General features: G+C 63.1%; 20 protein-coding genes. All 20 read left to right on the forward strand.

Features of this window, described 5'->3' with window-relative positions; translation table 11 throughout:
• Positions 1-8 precede the first annotated feature (8 nt).
• The gene (locus BJD99_RS00460; RefSeq protein ID WP_084344850.1) at positions 9-1,274 is read left to right on the forward strand and encodes an aspartate aminotransferase family protein; all 1,266 of its coding nucleotides are present in this window, start codon (positions 9-11) and stop codon (positions 1,272-1,274) included.
• Entirely contained in the window at positions 1,271-4,195 is a 2,925-nt protein-coding gene (locus BJD99_RS00465) for an FAD-binding and (Fe-S)-binding domain-containing protein (protein ID WP_084344687.1), read from the forward strand. Before BJD99_RS00460 ends, BJD99_RS00465 begins: the two co-directional genes overlap by 4 nt.
• Positions 4,192-5,652, forward strand: a complete 1,461-nt coding sequence (locus BJD99_RS00470) for an NAD-dependent succinate-semialdehyde dehydrogenase (RefSeq protein WP_084344689.1) — start codon at positions 4,192-4,194, stop codon at positions 5,650-5,652. Before BJD99_RS00465 ends, BJD99_RS00470 begins: the two co-directional genes overlap by 4 nt.
• A gap of 15 nt (positions 5,653-5,667) precedes the next feature.
• Entirely contained in the window at positions 5,668-6,393 is a 726-nt protein-coding gene (locus BJD99_RS00475) for a GntR family transcriptional regulator (RefSeq protein ID WP_256895211.1), read from the forward strand.
• Between the two features lie 269 nt (positions 6,394-6,662).
• Positions 6,663-7,877, forward strand: coding sequence for a M24 family metallopeptidase (locus tag BJD99_RS00480; protein ID WP_373270494.1), 1,215 nt, complete (start codon positions 6,663-6,665; stop codon positions 7,875-7,877).
• Between the two features lie 3 nt (positions 7,878-7,880).
• Positions 7,881-9,152 carry a PLP-dependent aminotransferase family protein gene (locus BJD99_RS00485; protein WP_084344695.1) on the forward strand — a complete coding sequence of 424 codons (1,272 nt, stop codon included), beginning with the start codon at positions 7,881-7,883 and terminating at the stop codon, positions 9,150-9,152.
• Positions 9,149-10,372: a M20 family metallopeptidase gene (locus BJD99_RS00490; RefSeq protein WP_084344698.1), complete on the forward strand. Its 1,224-nt coding sequence runs from the start codon at positions 9,149-9,151 to the stop codon at positions 10,370-10,372. Before BJD99_RS00485 ends, BJD99_RS00490 begins: the two co-directional genes overlap by 4 nt.
• Before the next feature lie 177 nt (positions 10,373-10,549).
• The gene (locus tag BJD99_RS00495) at positions 10,550-11,923 is read left to right on the forward strand and encodes an MFS transporter (protein ID WP_084344852.1); all 1,374 of its coding nucleotides are present in this window, start codon (positions 10,550-10,552) and stop codon (positions 11,921-11,923) included.
• Complete coding sequence (locus tag BJD99_RS00500; RefSeq protein ID WP_084344700.1) at positions 11,920-12,882, forward strand: D-2-hydroxyacid dehydrogenase; 963 nt, start codon at positions 11,920-11,922, stop codon at positions 12,880-12,882. Before BJD99_RS00495 ends, BJD99_RS00500 begins: the two co-directional genes overlap by 4 nt.
• Positions 12,883-12,955: 73 nt before the next feature.
• Positions 12,956-14,239 (forward strand): glutamate-5-semialdehyde dehydrogenase, encoded by a 1,284-nt coding sequence (locus BJD99_RS00505; RefSeq protein WP_084344702.1) that lies wholly within the window; start codon positions 12,956-12,958, stop codon positions 14,237-14,239.
• Between the two features lie 21 nt (positions 14,240-14,260).
• Positions 14,261-15,148, forward strand: a complete 888-nt coding sequence (locus BJD99_RS00510) for a MoxR family ATPase (protein ID WP_084344704.1) — start codon at positions 14,261-14,263, stop codon at positions 15,146-15,148.
• A 1-nt stretch (position 15,149) separates the two neighbouring features.
• A complete protein-coding gene (locus BJD99_RS00515; protein ID WP_084344706.1) occupies positions 15,150-16,568 on the forward strand; it encodes a VWA domain-containing protein in 1,419 nt (472 codons plus the stop codon).
• A gap of 75 nt (positions 16,569-16,643) precedes the next feature.
• Complete coding sequence (gene nadD / locus BJD99_RS00520; protein WP_256895218.1) at positions 16,644-17,417, forward strand: nicotinate-nucleotide adenylyltransferase; 774 nt, start codon at positions 16,644-16,646, stop codon at positions 17,415-17,417.
• Complete coding sequence (rsfS, locus tag BJD99_RS00525) at positions 17,414-17,803, forward strand: ribosome silencing factor (protein ID WP_084344710.1); 390 nt, start codon at positions 17,414-17,416, stop codon at positions 17,801-17,803. Before nadD ends, rsfS begins: the two co-directional genes overlap by 4 nt.
• The gene (locus tag BJD99_RS00530; protein WP_084344712.1) at positions 17,800-18,465 is read left to right on the forward strand and encodes a histidine phosphatase family protein; all 666 of its coding nucleotides are present in this window, start codon (positions 17,800-17,802) and stop codon (positions 18,463-18,465) included. The genes rsfS and BJD99_RS00530 overlap by 4 nt, the downstream gene beginning before the upstream one ends.
• Complete coding sequence (gene octT / locus BJD99_RS00535; RefSeq protein ID WP_084344714.1) at positions 18,452-19,213, forward strand: diglucosylglycerate octanoyltransferase; 762 nt, start codon at positions 18,452-18,454, stop codon at positions 19,211-19,213. Before BJD99_RS00530 ends, octT begins: the two co-directional genes overlap by 14 nt.
• Positions 19,210-20,043, forward strand: a complete 834-nt coding sequence (locus BJD99_RS00540; protein ID WP_084344716.1) for a DegV family protein — start codon at positions 19,210-19,212, stop codon at positions 20,041-20,043. The genes octT and BJD99_RS00540 overlap by 4 nt, the downstream gene beginning before the upstream one ends.
• Positions 20,044-20,175: 132 nt before the next feature.
• Positions 20,176-21,030 (forward strand): ComEA family DNA-binding protein, encoded by an 855-nt coding sequence (locus BJD99_RS00545; RefSeq protein ID WP_084344718.1) that lies wholly within the window; start codon positions 20,176-20,178, stop codon positions 21,028-21,030.
• Positions 21,027-22,592 carry a ComEC/Rec2 family competence protein gene (locus BJD99_RS00550; protein WP_256895220.1) on the forward strand — a complete coding sequence of 522 codons (1,566 nt, stop codon included), beginning with the start codon at positions 21,027-21,029 and terminating at the stop codon, positions 22,590-22,592. The genes BJD99_RS00545 and BJD99_RS00550 overlap by 4 nt, the downstream gene beginning before the upstream one ends.
• Positions 22,593-22,643: 51 nt before the next feature.
• Positions 22,644-23,618 carry a DNA polymerase III subunit delta gene (holA, locus tag BJD99_RS00555; RefSeq protein WP_084344720.1) on the forward strand — a complete coding sequence of 325 codons (975 nt, stop codon included), beginning with the start codon at positions 22,644-22,646 and terminating at the stop codon, positions 23,616-23,618.
• Positions 23,619-23,645: the final 27 nt, after the last annotated feature.

Below are 23,645 nucleotides of genomic sequence, written 5' to 3' on the forward strand. Positions count from 1 at the left end.
TGGACCGCATGACCGCGCCGACACGTACGCACCTCAGCCCCGCACTCAAGCAAGCGACTCCGATTGTCGTGGACCATGCATTGGGCAGCTGGATCTACAGCACCGACGGAAAACGGTATCTGGACTTCACCACGGGCATCGGTGTCACCAGCACCGGGCATTGTCATCCGCGCGTCGTCGAAGCGGCACGTGATCAAGTAGGCAAGATCATCCACGCGCAATACACCACCGTCATGCACAAGCCGTTGCTCGAACTCACCGACAAACTCGGAGAGTTTCTGCCTGCGGGACTCGACAGCGTTTTCTATGCCAACTCCGGCTCCGAGGCCGTCGAGGCTGCGATTCGATTGGCGCGCATGGCAACCGGTCGACCGAACATCATCGCATTCCATGGCGGATTTCATGGACGCACCGTCGCTGCGGCATCGCTCACCACCGCCGGTACCAAGTTTCGGTCCGGATTCTCTCCGATCATGGGCGGGGTGCACATCGCACCGTTTCCACATGCCTTCCGCTACGGCTGGGACATGGACACCGCTATCGCTTTCGCTCTGCAGGAACTCGACTACCTCCTCGCAACCATTTCGAGCCCGGCAGACACCGCTGGGTTCATCATCGAACCGGTGCTCGGTGACGGTGGCTACCTACCCACTCCGCCCGCGTTCCTCGAAGGGCTGCGTCGCCGCGCCGACGAGTATGGGATCGTCTTCATCGTCGACGAGGTCCAGGCCGGTGTCGGACGGACCGGAAAGTTCTGGGGCCACGAGCATTCGACTGCCACCCCCGACATCGTGATCACAGCCAAGGGCCTGGCTTCGGGATTCCCGATCTCGGCGATCGCGGCGTCGACCGAACTCATGTCCAAGGCGTGGCCGGGATCGCAAGGAGGTACCTACGGCGGAAACGCTGTCGCCGCCGCTGCCGCGGTCGCCACGCTCGACGTCGTCCGCGACGAAGGACTCGTCGAGAACGCGCGCTTCCAGGGCGACGTGCTGCTCGACGGCCTGGTGGCACTGCAAGCGCAGTACTCGGCCATCGGCGACGCGCGCGGACTCGGTCTGATGCAGGCCCTCGAATTCGTCGACGAGAACGGCAAACCCGACGCCGCTGCTGCCGGCCGCGTCCAACAGACTGCAATATCGGAAGGCCTGCTGTTGCTCACGTGCGGCGCGTTCGGCAACGTCGTACGAGTCATTCCTGCACTCATCGTCACCGACGACGAGGTGGCCGAGGGACTCGATGCCATCGCTCGAACGTTGAAGCGCGCACTGTGACGGTGATCGGCAACGTCGGGCAGGTCCTAGACGAACTGCGCAGGGCGGGCGTCGATGTCGATGTGAACTCGCGGCGCCTGGCCGAGTATTCGTACGACGCGTCGAATTACCGTGTGCCGCCTGTCGCCGTGGTGTTTCCTCGCAGTACCGCGGACGTGTGCGCGGTGGTGAAGTCGTGCGTGAAGGGCAGTGTACCGATCGTGAGCCGCGGCGGGGGAACGTCCATGGCAGGCAACGCGATCGGCGCAGGTGTGGTCCTGGACTTCTCGCGGCACATGAATACCGTGCTCTCGGTCGACGCCGAATCGAAGTCGGCCGTGGTCGAACCGGGGATCGTGCTTTCGGAACTCGCCGAGGCCGTGTCGGGCGCGACCGGCGGCTTATTGACTTATGCCCCCGACCCATCGAGCAGATCACGAGCAACCGTCGGCGGTGCGATCGGCAACGATGCCTGCGGCAATCATTCGGTGCGGTACGGCCGGACAGCAGACCACACGATCGCTCTCGACATCGTCACTGTCGACGGGGTGGTGCTGCGGGCGACACGCTCCGGTGTCACCGCGGTCGATCCGTACGACGCTGCTGCCGTCGCTGCAGCGGCCAGGATCACCGCCGAGCTCCATGCGCTTGTATCGGACAATCTGGCCGACTTTCGACTCGAACTCGGCCGGATTCCGCGGCAGGTTTCGGGGTTTCACTTGTCGACGTTGTTGCCGGAGAACGGCTTCGACGTGGCCCGTGCCCTCGTCGGCAGCGAAGGTACGTGCGCGATCGTCGTCGCTGCAACCGTCGCGCTCGTTCCCCTCCCGCCTGCTGCGTTGCTGTTGAGTTTGGGATACGCCGATGTCGTCGAAGCTGCCGAGGACGTCATGACCATCCTAGAATTCTCGCCGGCGGCGGTCGAAGGGATCGACGCGAAGATCGTCGAGACGATGCAGTACCGAAGGGGAGCGGACTCGGTCCAAGGCTTGCCTTCGGGAAACGCCTGGCTCTACGTCGATCTCGATGGTGAGAACGTCGCCGAAGTCGAGGACAAGGCTGGGCGATTACTCGAACGCTTACGTGAGCTCGGCAGGTTGAAGGATGGGCGCATCGTCGCAGACCTTGCTGAACGGAAATCGCTGTGGCGGGTGCGGGAGGATGGTGCGGGTTTGTCGGCGCGTCTTGCCGGCGGTGGTGAATCCTGGCCCGGATGGGAGGATTCCGCGGTTGCACCCGAGAATTTGGCCGCGTACCTCGCAGAGTTCCGTGACCTTCTTGCCGCGCATTCGCTCACCGGGGTGATGTACGGACATTTCGGCGCCGGGTGCATGCACGTCCGCATCACTTTCGACCAACGCAGTGACGCCGGAAGAGCAGTGATGGCGACCTTCCTACGTGAGGCTGCCGAACTCGTAGTCCGGCACGGCGGTTCGTTGTCGGGTGAACACGGAGACGGTCGGGCACGGTCGGAACTGCTGCCGATCATGTACTCGACCTCGATGCTCGACGCATTCGCACGGTTCAAACGTATCTGGGATCCTACGGGCGTCCTGAATCCGGGCAGCATCGTCGATCCGATGCCGATGATGAACGACCTTGCATTGCAGGGTATTCCGAATCGTGAATGGAAGACGACCTTCGAGCTGCATCAGATCGGAGCGAAGCCGGACTTGGATCCGTTCGTGCACGCCACCCAGGCATGCGTCGGCGTCGGGCGCTGCCGATCCACCTCCGGTGGCGTCATGTGCCCGAGCTATCGAGCGAGCGGGGACGAGAAGGACTCGACCCGTGGGCGTGCCCGCGTCCTTCAGGACATGGTTCGTAGTAGCGCGACGGTCGCGGCAGGGTGGGCTTCGAAAGATGTCGAGGAATCGCTCGACCTGTGTCTGTCCTGCAAAGCCTGTTCTACCGACTGCCCCGTCGGGGTGGACATGGCGACCTACAAGTCGGAGTTTCTGGATCATCACTACGCGGGGAAGCTGCGGCCGATTGCGCACTACTCGCTGGGCTGGTTGCCACGCTGGTTGAAAGTGACGTCGATCCTGGCACCGGTACTGAACCGCGCAATGACTCCGCGAACCGGCATCATCGCTGCCAGAATCGGCGGTCTCACGACCAAGCGATCGCTTCCACGGTTCGCCTCGCGACGGGAACTACGCACGCAGACAGCGGGATCCGTGCCGGGAGGTGATGTCGTGCTGCTCGTCGACTCCTTCACCAAGGGGTTTCGGCCGGCCATCGTCGGTGCTGCGGTTCGCGTTCTCGCCGAGGGCAACCGGACAGCAGAGTGCAGGACCGACCTTTGCTGCGGGTTGACGTGGATTTCGACGGGGCAGCTGGCAACCGCCAAGAAGCAGTTGAGCAGAACCGTTGCCGCACTGGATGATGGCACCGACAGACCGATCGTCGTCACCGAACCGAGCTGTGCGGCAACGCTCCGCAAGGATATGCCCGAACTGGTGGGCACCGAGGCGGCTCGACGGGTCGCCGCACGGGTGCAGAGTTTCGCCGGTGCGGTGATCGAGCTGGCTGCCGCGGGGTGGAGTCCGTCGGCCGACGTCCCCGAAGAGGTCACCGTGCAGACCCACTGCCACGAGTACGCAGTGTTCGGCGAAGCCACGCAGCGAAAGGCGCTCGCTGCCGCGGGAATCGGCGGAGTCGACGAAGCGACCGGCTGTTGCGGGGTGGCAGGCAACTTCGGCTTCGAACCGGATCACTACGACATGAGCATGAAAGTCGCCGAACAGGCCCTGGCACCAGCGGTACGACGCGCTGATCCGACCAGGCCGATCCTGACCGACGGCTTCAGCTGCCACATGCAGGTGCGCCAACTGACCGGCAATCAGAGCCCGTCGGCCTCGATGCACCTGGCGCAACTCCTCGATCCCGCGTCTTCGACACGTTCGACCCAGACCCCCAGGAAGGGGCATCAGCTATGACGTCCATGACGCGCCCGGCCATCACCTCGCCGACCCAGCTGTTCATCGGCGGGACCTGGCGAACAGCGAACAGCGGGAGGAAGTTCGACGTCGTCGATCCCGCAACCGGCGAGGTGCTCGCCGCCGTCGACGATGCCGACATCAGCGATGCGGAGGCTGCGATGGCGGCCGCTGTTGCAGCGCAGGAGTCCTGGGCGCAGACGGCACCACGCGCGCGAAGCGAGATCCTTTCTCGTGCATTCCACTTGATCATCGCCAGGACCGAGGAATTGGCTGCCATCATCACCGCCGAGATGGGCAAGCCGCTCGCCGACGCCCGAGGCGAAGTCGCGTACGGCGCAGAGTTCTTTCGATGGTTCTCCGAAGAGGCGGTCCGCATCTCGGGCGATCACACGCTGACCGGCGATGGAAAGAACCGCATCATCGTCACCAGAGCTCCGGTCGGTCCCAGCATTCTGGTGACGCCGTGGAACTTTCCGCTCGCCATGGGCACCCGAAAGATCGGTCCGGCGCTTGCCGCCGGATGCACGGTGGTGTTCAAGCCGGCCGAACAGACTCCGCTGACAGCACTCGCATTGGCTGCGATCCTCGTCGAAGCAGGGGTTCCCGACGGCGTGGTCAACGTGGTCCCGACGACCGACGCCGCAGGAGTCGTCGGATCGTGGATGGCCAGCGGCTCGGCCCGGAAGATCAGCTTCACCGGCTCCACGGCCGTCGGGAAGATTTTGTTGGCGCAGGCAGCTCCGACCGTGATGCGGACGTCGATGGAACTCGGCGGCAACGCCCCGTTCATCGTCGCCGAGGACGCTGACCTCGACCGGGCCGTCGACGGGGCGATGGTGGCCAAGATGCGCAACATGGGCGAGGCCTGCACGGCAGCCAACAGGTTCTTCGTCCACCGCTCGCTCGCCAAGGACTTCGCTGCCGAGCTCGCTGCTCGCATGGGTGCCTTGACAGTAGGTGTCGGCAGTCGGGCCGGTGTCGAAGTGGGGCCGCTCATCGATCGCAGCGGCCGAGCCAAGGTGCAACGTCTGGTCGACGATGCGCTCGCGCGCGGTGCCCGGGCGGTGGTGGGTGGGCAGGAAGATTCTGGGCCAGGCTATTTCTATCCTCCGACGGTGCTCGACGATGTCGACGCCCAGTCCGATCTCATGTCGACCGAGATCTTCGGACCCGTTGCCGCGATCGTGCCGTACGACACCGAGGACGAAGTGATCGCGCTCGCCAACGACACCGAATGGGGGCTTGTGGGTTACGTTTTCACTCAGGACATCGATCGCGCATTGCGTATGGGGGAGCGGCTCGAAGTGGGAATGGTCGGCATCAACACCGGTCTCGTATCGAACCCTGCTGCCCCGTTCGGTGGCGTCAAGCAGTCCGGACTCGGCCGCGAAGGCGGCAAAGTCGGAATCGACGAGTTCTTGGAATACAAATACTTCGCAATCCCGAGGTCCTAGCAGGAGGTTTTGCATATGTCAGGTTCCCGAAGACTTACCCCGATCGACGCCCGCAATACGTCGATGGTGATCGCCGATCAGATCCGCGATCGCATCATCGACGGATCCTACACACCGGGCGAGCAGATCAACGAAGCCAATGTTGCTGCCGAGCTGGGGATTTCGCGTGGTCCGGTTCGCGAAGCGCTCCAGCGGCTGAATCAGGAAGGCCTGTTGATCAGCTACCGAAATCGCGGTGTGTTCGTTGTCGAGCTCAGCGTCGACGACGTCGCCGAAATATACGAGGCCCGCGCGGCGATCGAGGTCGGTGCCGCATGGACGCTCGTCCACGGCGAGATCACCGTCCTGAAGGCGACGGCGGCGGAGTTGTCGGCAATCGTCGACCAGATGCAACCGTTCATCGACGCAGCGGATTGGTTCGGTCTGGCCGAGCGGGACCTGGCGTTCCACACGGCGATGGTGGCGGCGACGTCGAACAGTCGGATGTCGAGGATGTACGCCACATTGGCAGCTGAGGCACGCATCTGTATGACCAACCTGGAGACGGCATACTTCCGGCCCGAGGCGTTGGTCGAGGAGCATCGATTGCTGGTGGACCTACTCCTCGGTTCGGATTGGGCTGCACTCGAAGCAGGTCTGCACGAGCACATGGACACTGCGATCGCAGACCTGAGTCGGTCCATGCAGGCCGAGGCGGCTGCCGGTGGGCTCGATGCCCGCGTCGGCGCTGTGGCCGACTGAGCGTGCACGTGGTGGACAGCGTGCGACTGATCGAAACGAAGAAGTAACACGAGTTCCCTTGCAGCACCAGGACTCGGACGCATAGCCTGATTGTCAACAATCTGCAAAATGCACGGGAGGTCTCTGGGCCTCCCGCGACGCCCCGAAAGGGGGTACGAGTGAACGAGTCCGGGCTCCCAGTCGAACCAAACAATCCAGTCGAACCAAACAATCCAGTCGAACCAGCGGTCACATTCACGAGCGCTGTCGGTCCACGCCATACCCCTGGGCTGGCGGAGTATGCCGATCTGCCCAACAGCACGCCGATCACGTTCACCGAAGACGAGTACTCCCAGCGCCTGGCCACGGTACGAGAGCGCATGGCCAGCCAGCACCTCACGGCGTTGATCGTCACCGACCCGTCGAATCTCTACTATCTGTTGGGTTACAACGCGTTGTCGTTCTACACACCGCAAGTCCTGTACGTGCCGCTCGAGGGAAACCTGTACTTCTTCGCCAGGGAGATGGATGCCAACGGAGCATTTCGTACCTCCTGGCTGCCGCAGGAGCAGACGTTCGGGTACCCGGAAACCTTCGTGCAGCGCAAGGAAACACACCCGTTCGTGTGGGTGGCACAGAAGTTGCGCGAACTGGGAATGGTCGACAACTTCTCCCACGGGCTGGTGGGCTTGGAGATGGATTCCTACTACTTCAGCCCCAAAGCCTTCGAAGCCTTGGTGAAGTCTCTGCCCGAGTATCAGTTCACTGATTCGTTCGAGTTGATCAATTGGGTTCGCGTCGTCAAGAGCCCGGCCGAGATCGACCTCATGCGGGGTGCCGCGCAGGTGTGCGAGTCGGCGATGGGTGCCGCCTTCGAATCGATCGGCGTCGGGCTGCGGCAATGCGACGCGGCAGCGGCGATCATGAACGCCCAGATCAAGGGCACAGTCGACTTCGGCGGCGACCATCCCGCGATCGTGCCGATGCTGCCGACCGGGGCAGGGGCGGACACCCCTCACCTCACCTGGTCGGATCAGGTGTTCGTCGAAGGTGAGACCACGGTGGTCGAACTTGCCGGTGTGTTCCGGCGATACCACATCCCGATGGCCCGAACGATTGTTCTGGGCAAGCCCAGCAAGCGGCTGGACTACCTGGCTCATGCCACCGGTGAGGCACTGAACGAGGTCCTCGACACCGTTCGCCCCGGGGCCGGCACTACCGAACTCGCGCAGGTATGGAACGTCAGTCTTGCCAAGCATGGACTGCACAAGCCGTCGCGCATCGGGTACTCGATCGGCATCGCCTACGCGCCCGACTGGGGCGAGCGGACAGTGAGCATCAGAACCGATGACGACACGGTCCTGACCGAGAACATGACGTTCCACATCATCGGTGGAATGTGGATGGACGACTACGGATACGAAGTATCCGAGGCCGTTCGCGTGACCGAACGCGGCGTTGAGACATTCACCGATTACCCGCGGCAACTACTGACGAAGGAGTGAGACATGATCGCCACCACTATTCCGTGGGCTCTGCGCACCGACAAGCTGGTGGGATCGGTGATCGACTCGTCGACATCGCTCCTCGCTGCTCAAAAGCACGACATCGTTCGATTCGCGATGGGCTCTCCTGCTGCGGAAACCGTTCCAGCCGAACTATTTTCAGAGATCGCCGCCACCGTCATCACGGCCGACGCGATGGATTACGCCGCCACCGAGGGCGACCCGGGTCTGCTCGACGCGCTCCTGGGATATCTCGATTCGGTCGGTGAACCGTCCTCTGCAGAGCGGATCGTCATCACTTCCGGTGGTATGCAGGGCCTCGATCTGGCGTGCAAACTGTTCGTCGATCCCGGCGACCTGGTGATCGTCGAAAGCCCCACGTACACCAACGGGACCGCCACCGTCCTGAGCTACGGGGGCGACGTGCTCGAAGCGCCGATGGATGCCGACGGTCTCGTGGTGGAGGCGCTGCCCGATCTGGTCGAGGCCGCAGGCCGGCTGCCCAAGATGATCTACGTCATTCCGAACTTTCAAAACCCTTCGGGCACAACGATGTCGCTGGCGCGACGAAAGCTGCTGCTGGAGTTGGCACACAGGTGGGGTTCGATCCTTCTCGACGACGATCCCTATGGGCTGCTCCGATTCGAGGGCGAACACATCCCGAGCTTCCAATCTTTGGGCCCGAACGATCCACTCCTTTTCTCGGTGCGAACCTTCTCCAAGATGATCGCCCCCGGGCTTCGCGTCGGTTGGGTCGACGCGGCGCCCGAGGCGCGGCAGTTGTTGATCAATGCCAAGCAGGCGATGGACACGTGCACCAACCTTCCGGGGCAACGAATGATCGCCGAATTCATCCGACGTGGACACCTCGCGACGCATCTGCGTTCGCTGAGCGCGGTATATCGCCCACGCAAAATCGCGATGCAACGCAGTCTCGGCAAGTATTTCGGTGATCGGATCTCGTGTACCGACCCGGAAGGCGGCTTCTTTCTCTGGGCGACGCTGAGAGGCGACGCCGCCGCGCTGTCCACAGAGGCACTGTTCGAAGTCGCTCTTGCCGAAGGCGTTGCCTACATCCCCGGCCCGGCGTTGTCGGTCGGCGGCAAATTCGAAGATTCCTTGCGGCTGTGTTTTGCATCTTCCTCGCCCGAACGTATCGACGAGGGCGTCAAGCGACTGGCAGCGGCAGTGGACAAGTCCCTCTCGATTCGATCTCTCGATTCCGCGCCGCTGAGTGCACAGGCCATTCGACGAAATGCCGATTCCACTCGATGAAAGGGCGATCGAACAGTCAAGCCGAACTGGAGGCTCGGGTACTGGCTGCGATCGACGAAGGTGAGCTGGTGGCGCTTGCGTCGGCGTTGATCGATGCGGGGGGAGAAAACCCCGGTGGTACCGAGGAATCCGTAGCCAGGGTGCTGGCCGATACCTGTCGCGAGCTCGGATTCGACATCGAGATCGACGACGTTGCCCCGGGACGGCCGAACGTCGTGGTGTCGGTCGGGGGAAGCGAGGAACCTGGTGTGTTGTTTCTCGGGCACTCCGATGTCGTACCGGCGGGAGGCGGATGGTCGAGAGATCCCTTCGCGGCGACAGTGCGCGACGGGCGTCTGTACGGACGGGGCGCATGCGATATGAAGGGAGGATTGGCGGCCGTCGTAGTCGCTATGTCCGCCCTGAAGCGTTGCGGTGCAGTGGGTTCAGCACCCGTATCGCTGGCGTGTCTGGTCGACGAGGAAGATACCGGACTGGGGATTCGATCCTTCGTGCGAACAACCATGCGCCGTAGCTATTCTCGGTGTATCGTCGCCGAACCCACGGATCTGATGACCATCGTCGGGTGTCGGGGTGCAGCGAATCTCGAGATCACCGTGCGGGGTCGTTCGGCTCACGCGGGGCGCCCGTCCAACGGCCGTAACGCAATCTCGGCGGCTGCGCGGATCGTCGTTTTCATCGATTCGATGGGCGAGGAGTTACGTGCCGAGGCCCATCCGGTGCTGGGAGCAGCAACATTCAACGTAGGAACTGTCTCCGGCGGAACCGGGACATCGATGGTTGCCGACTGCGCCGTGATCACCGTTGACAGGCGGTTGCTACCAGGAGAAGACGCTCACATCGTGGCGGCGCAGTTGCATCGACGCATTCTCGCCACCGGGATCATCGGCGACGGGATCGAAGTGGCAGTGGACGTCTCGATGGAAATGCCAGGCTTTCTGACCAGCAAGGACTCCGACATCGTCCAATCGGCTGTCACTGCGGTGGCCGACTCTGCCGGCCACCACGGCACCGATATCTGGACTGCGTCGTGCGACGGCGGTTTCATTGTGCGAGACATGGGTATTCCCGCCATCGTGCTGGGTCCGGGTGAGATCGAATTGCAGGCCCACCAGCCCGACGAGTCCGTGTCGGTGCGCCAATTGTGTGACAGCGCAGCGGCGTATGCACTGATTGCGTGCAGAAGTGTGGCGTCACCAGGTGTTATGGCCGCGACCTAGGGGTTGTATGAAACCGAGACGTACGCGCAAGTAACGTGAACCGCTGCACAGGACCAACCCGACGCTCCATTTTCTTCACACAGCGAGAGGTATTGGACAGTGACACAGTCACCCAAAAGCCCGACAGCAGATGCAGTTGGTCACCCCATCACGGGGTATCCGCCGAACACCAAGGAACTGACCCCGAAAGAAACCAAGACTCTCCACCTCGCTATCGGCGGTTCTGCCCTGGGCAACGCCGTCGAGTGGTTCGACTACGCCGTGTACGGCTATCTGGCGGTGTACATCGCTGCGAATTTCTTCCCGTCCGAGGATGGGGGAGCGAGCCTGCTCTCGACTTTCGCAGTCCTGGCGGCATCGTTCATCATTCGGCCGATCGGCGGGATCGTACTCGGACCTCTCGGTGACCGAATCGGTCGCCAAAAGGTGCTCGTGCTGACCGTGACGATGATGTCTCTGGCGACCGCGGCTATCGGCATCCTGCCGACCTTCGACACCATTGGGATCTTCGCTCCGATACTTCTGTTGGTATGCCGCCTGGTACAGGGATTCTCCACCGGCGGTGAATACGGTGGTGCGGCTGTCTTCATGGCGGAGTATGCGCCCGACAAGCGTCGAGGTTTCTTCGGCTCGTTCCTCGAATTCGGTACGCTCGCAGGCACTGTCGCAGGCGCGACACTGTGCACCCTGCTGAACCTCGGGCTCGGAGACGACACCATGGAGGCATGGGGTTGGCGTATACCGTTCTTGTTGACTCTTCCTCTCGGCATGGTGGCACTGTGGTTGCGTACCCGACTCGAAGATTCGCCGGTATTCGCCGAGGCCAAGGCCGAAGGCGAGACCATCACGGAGGGCTCGGAGGGCGGAGCGATCGCCTCGCTGAAGTCCACGATGACCTACTGGCAGCGGATCCTCATTCTGATGGGTTTCGTGCTGCTACTCAATATTGCGTACTACACGGTGCTCACCTTCCTGCCGTCCTACCTCAGTGACACGTTGGGGCACAGCACCACACAGTCGAACTTCACGCTGGTCGTCATCATGCTGATCTTGATGGCCATCATCAATCCGATCGGCGCACTGTCCGATAGGGTCGGTCGAAAGCCGCTGTTGCTCACGGCCTGCGCCGGCTATTTCGTGTTCAGCGTTCCGCTGTTCCTGCTGATCATCAATACCGGGATCGTCGGACAGACAGTCGGCCTGCTCGGGCTCGGAATTCTTCTCGTCATCATGTTGTCGTGCGTATCCTCGACGCTGCCGGCGCTGTTTCCGACACAGGTTCGTTACGGAGCCTTTGCAATCGGCTACAACGTGTCCACTTCACTCTTCGGTGGTACGGCTCCACTCATTCTGACGTTCCTCATCGACCGAACCGGATCGAACCTGATCCCCGGCTGGTACATGATGCTGGCCGCCGCTATCGCCTTCGTCCCGATTCTTCTGATGCCGGAGACGGCCGGACGGTCACTTCGCGGTACTCAGCGCCCCGGTGACAACGACGACGAGCTGGCGGCTCAGGGCATCGAACTGGTCGGATACAAGTCGAGATGACAACCCGGCCGGTCGTCGTGGTATTTCACGCCGACAATGTCCCCGAAGGCCTCGAGTCGGTGGCCGAAGTGGCCGAGGTGCGCTATGCCACAGTCGATACTCTCGACGATGCGGTATCAGGAGCGGACGTTCTGCTGCTGTGGGACTTCTTCTCGCCTGCCGTACGGCAAGTGTGGGATCGGTTCGACAAGCTCGCGTGGATCCACATTGCCGCCGCAGGCGTCGATTCCCTGATGTTCGACGATCTCGTGGCTTCGGATGTGGTGGTGACGAATTCGCGAGGAGTGTTCGATCGACCGATAGCGGAGTTCGTGCTGGCTCACATTCTCGGCTTCGCCAAGAAATCTTCGGAGTCAGCGGAGCTGCAGCGGCAGCGAATCTGGAAGCATCGCGAGACCGAGCGCATCGATACAGCACACGCGATGATCGTCGGCACCGGTGCAATCGGGCGCGAGATTGCCCGGTTGTTGTCGGCGGTAGGTATGACGGTATCGGGCGTGGGAAGAACTGCACGCGCAGGAGATGTCGATTTCGGCGTCGTTCATGCCAGTTCCGACCTCAGCGGCGTCGTGCACGACGCCGATTATCTTGTTCTGGTCGCCCCGCTGACCGAGGCAACGAGAGGAGTCGTCGACGCGAGCGTTCTGGCTGCGGCGAAGCCAGGTGTGCGTGTTGTCAACGTCGGCAGGGGAGAACTGCTCGACACCGATGCGCTCGTGAAAAACCTGCGCAGCGGACACGTAGCCGGTGCAGCGCTCGACGTCTTCGACAGCGAACCACTCTCGGCGGACGATCCCCTGTGGTCCACCGCGAACCTTGTTGTGACCCCGCACATGAGCGGGGATGCCACTGGGTGGCGGAGGCAATTGGCGGAAGTCTTCGTATCCAACTTTCACCGATATGCGCACGCGGAGGAACTTCGGAATGTCGTCGACAAGAATTTGGGGTTCGTTCCGTAGCTTCGGGCCGAGGAACTTCGGTTCTCCGGGCACCGCATCTTGCTGGAAGAAGTCGCTGGCTACTGTGTAGGGCATGACGGTCACACCTGTTTCGGCGAACGCGACCATCGATGAACTCGACACGCGTGAGCAGGTCCACGCCGCCGCCCGACGCGCACGCGTGGCATCGAGGACATTGGCGCTGATGACGACCGCAGCCAAGGACGCTGCGCTGCATGCAGCAGCGGATGCCCTGCTGGCGGCAGTCCCCGAGGTGCTGGCCGCGAATACTGCCGATGTCGACGCCGCGCGCGCCGCCGGGACCGACGAAGGGCTGCTCGACCGACTTCGACTCACCGGTTCACGTATCGACGGCATCGCGGCAGGCCTGCGGAAGGTCGCAGGGCTGCCGGATCCTATCGGCGGCGTCGTACGCGGGTCGACTTTGCCCAACGGGCTCGAGATTCGCCAGGTACGGGTGCCCCTCGGAGTCGTCGGCATGGTTTACGAGGCCCGACCCAACGTCACGGTCGATGCGTTCGGACTTGCCTTCAAATCAGGAAATTCGGCGCTGCTGCGGGGATCTTCGTCCGCCGCCCGTTCCAATGCCGCACTGGTCCAGGTGTTACAGAGTTCGCTGGTAGCAAGCGGACTTCCTATCGACGCAGTGCAACTGCTTCCCAGCGCGGATCGGTCCTCCGTCACGCATCTGATCCAGGCACGAGGGCTGGTCGACGTCGTGATCCCACGCGGCGGCGCTGGTCTGATCTCGGCTGTCGTGCGAGATGCGACGGTGCCGACGATCGAGACCGGAGTGGGTAACTGCCACATCTACATCCACTCCGCCGCCGACCTTCTCATGGCCGAGAAGATCGTTCTCAATTCGAAAACTCGACGCGTCAGCGTCTGCAATACAGCAGAGACCATCCTGGTCGATGCGGCAATTGCCGAGACCGCCGTCCCTCAGCTCCTACAGGCTTTCCAGAGCCATAGCGTCGTCGTGCACGGCGACCTACCCGGACTCGTGCCCGCCACCGAACAGGACTGGGCCGAGGAGTATCTGTCCCTCGACGTCGCCCTCAAGGTCGTCGACGGTATCGACGAGGCCATCGCGCACATCGACGAGTACGGCACCGGACACACCGAAGCAATCGTGACCGCAGACCTCAGCGCAGCCCGAGAGTTCACCACCCGGGTCGACGCCGCGGCCGTGATGGTCAACGCATCGACAGCATTCACCGACGGAGAGCAGTTCGGGTTCGGCGCAGAAATCGGTATCTCGACGCAGAAACTGCACGCTCGCGGGCCCATGGGCCTGCCGGAACTTACCTCCACCAAATGGACCGTCTGGGGCGAAGGACACACCCGCGCGGTCTGAGAAAAAGTAGAAGGAGCAGACGTGGATCGAGCACTACCGACGTCGCCGCCGCTGTTCGCAAGCGTCGACGACGTCGTCGCCCGGCTCGGCGAGACCGGCTACCTGGCGAACAAAGCCACAGCAACATCGGTGTTCCTTGCCGATAGGCTGGACAAGCCGCTTCTGATCGAAGGCCCGGCAGGGGTCGGTAAGACCGAACTTGCCCGTGCCGTCGCTCAGTCGACGGGCGCGGAACTGATTCGACTGCAGTGCTACGAAGGCGTCGACGAGGCACGAGCACTGTACGAGTGGAATCACGCCAAGCAGATATTGCGCATCCAGTCGAGCTCGGCCGGCCATCAGGATTGGGACGAGACGAAGCTGGACGTATTTTCCGAAGAGTTCCTGCTGGCTCGGCCATTGCTGCAGGCCATTCGACGCGAGGATCCGACTGTTCTGCTCATCGACGAGACGGACAAGGCGGACGTCGAGATCGAGGGTTTGCTGCTCGAGGTACTCAGTGATTTCGCTGTGACCATTCCCGAACTGGGGACCATCACCGCAACGAGGAAGCCGTTCGTCATCCTGACATCGAACGCAACGCGTGAGTTGTCGGAGGCGCTCAAACGGCGCTGCCTGTACCTGCATCTCGACTTCCCCGACGCCGATCTGGAACTGCGGATCCTCGCCAGTCGGGTGCCGGAACTTCCGGAAGCGATTGCCGAACAGATGGTGCGCACAATCGGAGTGTTGCGTGCGATGCAACTCAAAAAGCTCCCATCGGTGGCCGAAACCATCGATTGGGGTCGCACTGTCCTCGCCCTCGGCATGGACACCCTGGACGACGACGCGGTCCGAGCGACCCTCGGCGTCGTCCTCAAACACCAATCCGACCAGATCAAAGCTGCGGCCGAGCTTCGGCTGAACTGACATGCAGTCACCTCCTCACGGTCTGCCCGGTCACCTCGTGGATTTCGTCACCGCGTTGCGTAAACGCGGGATCGCGGTCGGGCCGTCCGAAACCATCGACGCAGGTCGAGTGCTCTCGGTGCTCGATATGCTGGATCGCGAAGCGCTTCGCGAGGGTCTTGCATGCTCGCTCCTTCGTCGGCCGACGCATCGTGACACGTTCGACGCTCTCTTCGATCTGTGGTTTCCAGCGGCGTCCGGGCAGCGGGACTCAGGGAAGATCGACACTGCCCTTCCGCGCACGGCCGACGGCGAAGTCGACATCACTGCGCTTCGCGAACTCATCACCGAGCTGCTCGTCGACGGCAGCCCGGAGGCGGTGAGCCTCACCGAAATGCTCGCCGCACAGATGGTCGAGGAGCTCGGGCAGTACACCTCGACCAACGGTCCGTCGTTCTCTGCGTATCAGGCGCTACGCGACGTCGCACCCGATACGTTGCTGAGCAAAATTCTCGAGGGTCTTCTCGGTAACGCGGAGACCGGTTCGGACCGGTCCTCGTCGCCGTACGAGGACGAGGTCGCCAAGCGCACCGCTGCAGCGCGTATCGCCGACCTTCGCAAGATGATCGACATCGAGACCCGGCGTCGCGCAGCGGAGCAACTCGGACGTGAGCGAGTGGCAAGTTACGGCGTTCCCAAGTTGGCTGAGGAAGTCGACTTTCTTCGTGCGTCCGACACCGAAATGGTGGCACTGAAACGCAGCGTCACACCGCTTGCCAGGCTTTTGGCCAGCAGGCTAGCTGCGCGACGGAGCCGAAGCCGCGCCGGCTCGATCGACCTGCGTCGGACCCTGCGCAAATCCATGTCCACCGGCGGCGTACCGATCGATCTCGTGCAGCGCAAGCCCCGTCGGGCAAGGCCCGAACTGGTGGTGATGTGCGACGTGTCGGGCTCGGTTGCCGGCTTCAGCCATTTCACGTTGCTGTTGGTGCATGCTCTCCGTGAGCAGTTTTCGAAGGTCCGCATCTTCGCTTTCATCGATTCGACCGACGAGGTGACGCAGTTCTTCGATTCCAATGCCGATCTGGGCGCTGCGATGTCGAGGATCATTCGCGAGTCCGATCTGATCACCTTCGACGGGCACTCGGACTACGGAAATGCGTTCCAGACCTTCGACGACAGATTCGCCCAATCCGTCACCTCCAGAACCTCGGTGCTGATACTCGGTGATGCCCGTACGAACTACCGTGATCCGAAGGTCGCCGCCCTGGCACACACGGTGTCGGTCGCCAAGCATGCCTATTGGCTCAACCCGGAGCCGATCGGACAATGGGGGTCCGGCGATTCTGCCGCCGATGTCTATCGCGAGGTCATCAACATGTACGAGTGCCGCTCGGCACAGCAGCTGGCCGACATCGTGTCGAGACTGCTGCCGGTGTGATTTTCGACCCCACCGGGGCCTCCGGACGGTGTCTGGCCTACTACACATTGCCGGGGCGAAGTAAGCTCGACAATCGTGCAGCAACCATCTCCGGCCGTAGCCACCGAATCGGCAACGCGCCGAAAGCTGGGCGTGATGGGTGGAACCTTCGATCCGATCCACCATGGGCACCTCGTGGCGGCGAGCGAAGTTGCCAATACGTTCGATCTCGACGAGGTCATCTTCGTTCCGACCGGTGTGCCGTGGCAGAAAGAAGGCAAGCCTGTCAGCCCGGCCGAGGACCGGTACCTGATGACAGTGATCGCTACCGCCTCCAACCCGCGGTTCTCGGTCAGCCGAGTCGATGTCGATCGCGAGAAGCTGACCTACACCGTCGACACCCTGCGTGACCTTCGCGCGCAGCATCCCACTGCGGAGCTTTACTTCATCACCGGAGCCGACGCGCTGGAGAGTATCCTCACCTGGCAGAACTGGGAGGAACTCTTCGAACTGGCGAAATTCGTCGGCGTATCGCGACCAGGGTTCGAATTGGGTGTCGAGCACCTGGCGGATCACCTGCAAGACTTGTCTCCGGACGCGCTTACGCTCATCGAGATCCCTGCACTGGCAATCTCCTCTACCGAATGCAGGCTCCGGGCGAGCGAGAATCGCCCGGTCTGGTACCTCGTACCCGACGGCGTGGTGCAGTACATCTCGAAGAGAAATCTATACCGACCCAGGGGCGCACAGCGTCTCGACGGCTCCGTCACCATGTCGGAGCCTGCGCCACAAAAACAGCAACCGGCCGAGTCCGTCACCAGCGCAGTGACCGAGGACTCGAGCCTGAACAGTGGGAGAGAAGTCAAGTGACTGCAACAAACGAGGCCGTCGCAATGGCGCGAATTGCGGCACTCGCAGCCGACGACAAGCTCGCAACGAACGTGGTTGTGTTGGACGTATCGGATCAATTGTTCATCACCGATTGCTTCGTGATCGCCTCGGCATCGAACGAGCGACAGGTCAACGCGATCGTGGAGAGCATCGAAGACACCCTGCGTGAATCCGGTTTCAAGCCGGTGCGCAAGGAAGGCACCCGTGAGGGTCGATGGGCGCTGCTCGACTACGTGGACGTCGTCGTCCATGTCCAGCACGAGGACGAGCGCAACTTCTACGCCCTCGAGCGTTTGTGGAAGGACTGCCCGACCGTCGAGGTTCCAGGGCTCGGCGAGCGCGCGGAACCGGAAACGGAGCAGTGAGCGCTGCCGTCAAGCGGCATTTGATCCTGCTGCGACACGGTCAGACGGAATACAACGCGACGAGCCGGATGCAGGGCCAGCTCGATACCGATCTGTCCGAGCTGGGGCGTACACAGGCCAAAACTGCGGCAGCGGAACTGACACTGCGTTCGCCGCTGCGCGTGGTCTCCTCGGACCTTGCTCGCGCGTTCGACACCGCCGTCGCACTCGGGGAAGCGTCGGGCCTGCCGGTCTCGACCGACGCGAGACTGCGTGAGACGCACCTGGGTCAGTGGCAGGGGCTCACGCATCTCGATGTCGACGCGCAAGCACCGGGAGCGCGTCTGAAGTGGCGCGCCGACGCCTCGATCACACCGCCTGGGGGTGAAAGCCGTATCGATGTGGCTCGCCGAAGTGTGCCCGTCGTCGAAGAGCTTCTGGCGCAGCTACCGGAATGGGGGGCCGACAGCTCCGATCGTCCGATCGTGCTCGTCGCGCACGGTGGATTGATCGCCGCTCTCACCGCGTCGCTGCTCGACCTTCCAGTCGATCGATGGCCGGTTCTCGGCGGTCTGTCCAATACGAGTTGGGTACAGCTGAGCAGTCACGGAGAGGGCGAAGCCCTCGGTTGGCGCCTGGATGTCTGGAACGCATCGGCGAGAGTGGCCAGTGACATCCTCTGACGATTACGCCCCGCCTGCGGCCGAGAACAATGCTCCGCCGGTATTGCTGGTGCTCGCCGATTCGCTCAGCTACTACGGCCCCAAAGGCGGCCTGCCGGTAGATGATCCGAGGATTTGGCCGAACCTCGTCGCGGCCGAGCTCGGATGGCGGGTCGAGTTGGTTGCCCGCATCGGCTGGACCAGTCGTGACGTGTGGTGGGCTCTGACACAGGATCCGCGGGTCTGGGCTGCCATCCCGAAAGCGGGTGCAGTCGTTTTCGGTGTCGGCGGAATGGACTCTTTGCCGTCACCGTTGCCGACGGCTCTACGCGAACAGATTCGGTACGTCCGCCCGCCTGCGTTGCGGAGAGTCGTTCGAGCGGGATATCAGTGGGTACAACCGAGATTCGCGCATCTGCGTTGGCCGGTAGCGTTGCCACCGAAACTGAGTGTCGATTATCTCGAACAGGCGCGCGCGGCTTTGGCATACGTTCGGCCTGAGCTTCCCGTCATCGGCACACTGCCCTCCGTGCATCGCAGTGACGCGTACGGCAAGGTCCATGCCGGTCGACCGGCAGCCGAGCGCGCACTACGCACCTGGAGTGAGAGCACGGGCGTCCCCTTGGTCGACCTTGCAGAAGCAGTCCGCGAGAACATCTACTCCGACAACGCCAACCCGGACGGGATCCACTGGGGCTGGGACGCACACGTCGCCGTCGCCGAAGCGATGCTGGTCGAACTCCGCAAAACACAGGGAACCGCGCCATGACCATCGCGGTGGTTACCGATTCTTCGGCGTGCCTAGAACCTGGTGTTGCGCGCAGTGCCGGAATCGCGATCGCACCACTGCACGTCTTCGTCGGCGGCGTCGATCTCCGCGAAGGTATCGACGACATCCCCGAGGACTTTGTCGCCGACGGACCGGTGACCACGGCGGGCAGCTCGCCGGGCGAGCTGGTCGATATTTACGGCGCGGCACTCGAGCGAAGTGACGGTGCAGGAGTGGTGGCCGTCCATATCTCCCGTGGACTGTCGAGCACCTGGGATGGGGCGCGGCAAGCGGCCGCCCAGCTGGGTGATCGCGTCCGCGTTGTGGATTCGGCTGCTGCGGCCATGGGAGTCGGCTACGCCGCACTTTCGGCGGCGCGTGTTGCTGCCGGCGGCGGGACTCTCGATTCGGTCTTTGCCGAAGCCGTGGCGGTGTCGGCCCGGACGCGATGCTTCATCGTGGTCGATCGACTCGATCATCTACGCCGCGGCGGGCGGATCGGTGCGGCGGCAGCATTGTTGGGGACGGCGCTTGCCATGAAGCCTGTGCTCCACCTCGCCGACGGAAAGCTCGTGCTGAAAGAGAAAACTCGGACCTCGACGAAGGCACTCGGCAAGCTCGTCGAGGCGGTTGCCGCGGTATCGGGTGAATCGGGGGTTGCGCTCACCGTTCATCACATGCAGTGCGAAGCCCGCGCAGCGACTGTCGCTTCGATGCTCGCCGACCGAATCCCGCAGATCGTCACGCTCGAAACGCTGCCGTTCGGTGCTGTTGTCGGGGCTCATGTGGGTCCAGGCGCAGTGGGCGTCGCCGTGTGTCCCCAGGCGTGACCACCGTCCTCTCGCACGAGAGTTTCGGTTGTGCGAGGGGTGTTGTCCACAGGCGAGGCCTTGTTCCACAGGGCAATCGGTGACCACGCAATTCTGTGCCGACCTGATGCCGCCATCGTTAGTGTCCGTGACATGGCGAGACCCGAAGAGCGACTGCGATCACTGACCGGTTCGGGTGAAAGTATCGATGATGCTCCGGCACAAGACAATTGGCTCGACGTAGAAGAAGGCCGCACGACGGCACTCTCGCCGTACCTTCCGGAGCGTTGGCGAGGTGCCCGGTTCGATCCGGGACGAAAAGGCATGTTCGCATTGTGCGGCGTCGGCCTCCTCGTCGTCCTCGTGGCCGGCTACGGATTTTTTCGTAATTCTTCGGAAGTCGTTCCGGTACCGCCGCTTCCGGTGGTAACACCCGAGTCGGGGGCTGCTGCGACACCGCCGAAGTCCGGTCGCCCCACCGAAGGACCGGAACCGGTTCCTGCAGCAGACGTCGTAGTCAGTGTCGTCGGCCTCGTGTCGTCTTCGGGTCTGATTCATCTGCCGCCCGGCTCGCGGGTGGCGGACGCGTTGGCCGCGGCACGTCCGCTCGACGGTGCGGACGTTTTGGCACTGAACCTGGCGGCGAAGGTCAGCGACGGCGATCAAATCGTAGTCGGGGCCATCCCGCACGATCCGCGGCCTCTGGTGAGCGGAACGGTATCGGGGGTTTCGGGAACATCAGGCGCCCAAGCGAGTTCGAGTACAGCGGACAAATCCGGGTCGACCGGAGCGTCGGTGTCCGGCAGCTCCAGTGGCGGCACGGTGAATCTGAACACCGCGACGGTCGCCGAGCTGGATGCCCTCTCGGGAGTAGGCCCGGTGACCGCTGCGAACATCGTCTCGTGGCGTGAGGTGAACGGTCCGTTCACCGATGTCGCTCAACTAGGTGAAGTCGACGGCATCGGCCCCGTTCGTCTCGAGAAGCTCCGGAGCCAGGTGTTCGTGTGACCGAACCGGAGATCCGTCCCTATGATTTTCGGCTGGTCCCGTCGACTCTGCTGTGTTGGGCTGCGATGGTGTTCGGCGTGTTGGCCGGATCCGCAGCGGTGACGATTCTTGCCGTTGCGCTCGGTGTTGCCGCTGCTGTGATCGGTGTGGCCGGTGCTGCAGTTGTTTCGGAACAGTCCGGCTCGGTTCGGCGCGTGGTGCCAGGCGTGGTGGCGATGCTCGTTCTGGGAGCGTGCTTCGCCGCAGCGGCCGCGATACACGTCGGAGTATTCGAGACAAGCCCGGTCGGCCGAGCCGCAGAACTGCAGGCCTGGGTCAGCGCAGCCGTGACCGTGCGTGAAGATCCGCGGTCGTCGAGGTCCGCTGGGCCCGAGACCGTGACGGTCCGAGCCGAGCTGACGCAAATGGATATTGCCGGAACACCGCACCGCGTCGGTGGACGTGTACTGGTCATCGCACCTGCCGACGGTTGGGAAGACCTGGTACCAGGCCAGGAGGTGACGCTCCGCGGGCAGCTGTCCGTACCGGACCGTGCGGACCTCACCGTGGCCGTGGTGCGAGTCGCCGGCCCGCCGACCTCGGTCTCCGAACCTGGACTCCTCGCGGCAGCCGCTCGGCACGTCCGATCGAATCTCGCCCTCGTCGCTTCGACGTCGTTGCCGCCGGACCGGGGCGGTCTCTTGCCGGGACTGGTGGTCGGCGACGTGTCCGCGTTACCGGAGGAGATAGCAAACAATTTCCGGGCCGCTGGTCTGACTCATCTGACAGCGGTCTCCGGTGCGAACTTCTCGATCCTGCTCGGTGCTGTCCTTCTGCTCGCCCGAGGAATCGGAACGGGCCCGCGCACAACGGCTTCGGTGTGCGGTCTCGTTCTGCTGATCTTCGTGGTGATCGCGCGTCCGTCTCCGAGCGTGCTGCGGGCGGCAGTGATGGGAAGCATCGGACTGCTCGCGCTCGTCACCGGGCGCAGGCGTCAAGCGGTTCCAGCTCTGTGTTCGGCGGTACTCGGCCTGATCGCCTGGTGGCCGGAACTTGCCGTGGACTTCGGGTTCGCGCTGTCGGTATCGGCGACGGCTGGTTTGGTCGTCTTGGCGCCGGTGTGGGTGGACTGGCTACGCAGACATGGGTGGGGGAGAGCGAGCGCCGAGATCCTGGCGGTGGCAGCAGCCGCCCACGCGGTGACTGCGCCAGTGGTGGCAGGGATGTCGGGCACGTTCTCAGCGGTCGGTGTGGTGGCGAACGTAGCCGTGGCTCCACTCGTGGCACCCATCACGGTGATCGGCGCGATCGTGGCGGTCGTAGCGACCTTCGCCACCGGTGCCGCATCGCTGGTCGTGCTGGTGGCATCCGCGCCACTGTGGTGGTTGATCTCCGTGGCGCAGTGGGCCGCGTCGGTACCCGGGGCCGGGTTCGAGATCACCAGTGGCGTTCCCGGTGCCGCTGCAGTGGTGGGTGCGCTCGCCGTCCTGATACTCGCACTGCGCTTTCGGCCGGCCCGCTGGATACTCGGTGGTCTCTGCGTAGTCCTCGTGTTGTTCTGGCTCACGGGACTTCGGTTGTGAGAGCTGCATGGAGTTCGGAAAAGGTCGGACCGGCATGGCACGATCGCACATGTGAATGCGAATACCCCACCTGCAGCCCTCCATCTCGTCCTCGGCGACGAGGAGTTGCTGATGGACCGCGCAGTGGCGTCGATCGTCGGGCAGATCAGATCGACTCAACAACCCGGTGAAGATCTTCCCGTGACGAAGCTTCGTGCCGGTGACGCCAGCGCCCCGGAATTGGCCGAGCTGCTGAGCCCGTCGCTCTTCGCCGAGGATCGGGTCGTGGTTCTCGAGGCCGCCGCCGAAGCAGGCAAGGACGCAATGGCCATCGTGGTCGATGCGGCGGCAGATCCGCCGGCCGGCGCGGTGCTGATCGTCATGCACTCCGGCGGTGGCCGCGCAAAGGCTCTGGTCGGATCGCTGCAGAAGAGTGGCGCCGTCACCCACGAGTGCGTGAAGCTGACCAAGACATCCGAGCGGGTGGACTTCGTCAAACGCGAGTTCACCGCCGCACAGGTCCGGGTCAGTGGTGACGTGGTCGACGCAATCGTCGAGTCGGTCGGTTCCGAGCTCCGCGAACTAGCCGCGGCATGTTCGCAGTTGATTGCAGACACCGGTGGCAAGGTCGATGTCGCCGCTGTACGTCGGTATTACTCCGGCAAGGCAGAAGTGTCCGGCTTCGACGTTGCGGACAAGGCAGTAGCGGGGGACCGTCCCGGCGCATTGGAAGCCTTGCGATGGGCCCAACACCGGGGGGTGCCGCACGTGCTTCTCGCCGATGCATTGGCAGATGCAGTGCGCACCATTGCGCTGGTGGGGTCGGCGGGACGCGGAGACCCGTTCAGGATGGCGGGAGAGCTGGGCATGCCGCCCTGGAAGATCAAGAAGGCGCAAGGTCAGGCCCGCACGTGGAACGGTCGATCGATCGCAGAAGCGTTGCAGATCGTCGCGCAGTTGAATGCAGACGTGAAGGGGCAAGCTGCCGACTTCGATTACGCCGTCGAGCATGCAGTGTCAGTGGTGGCGGAATTGGGCAGCCGGTAGGTCACGCAAAAGAACCCGCTCGGCGAT

It is taken from the genome of Rhodococcus sp. 1163 (assembly GCF_002091985.1).
Classification (GTDB): domain Bacteria; phylum Actinomycetota; class Actinomycetes; order Mycobacteriales; family Mycobacteriaceae; genus Rhodococcoides.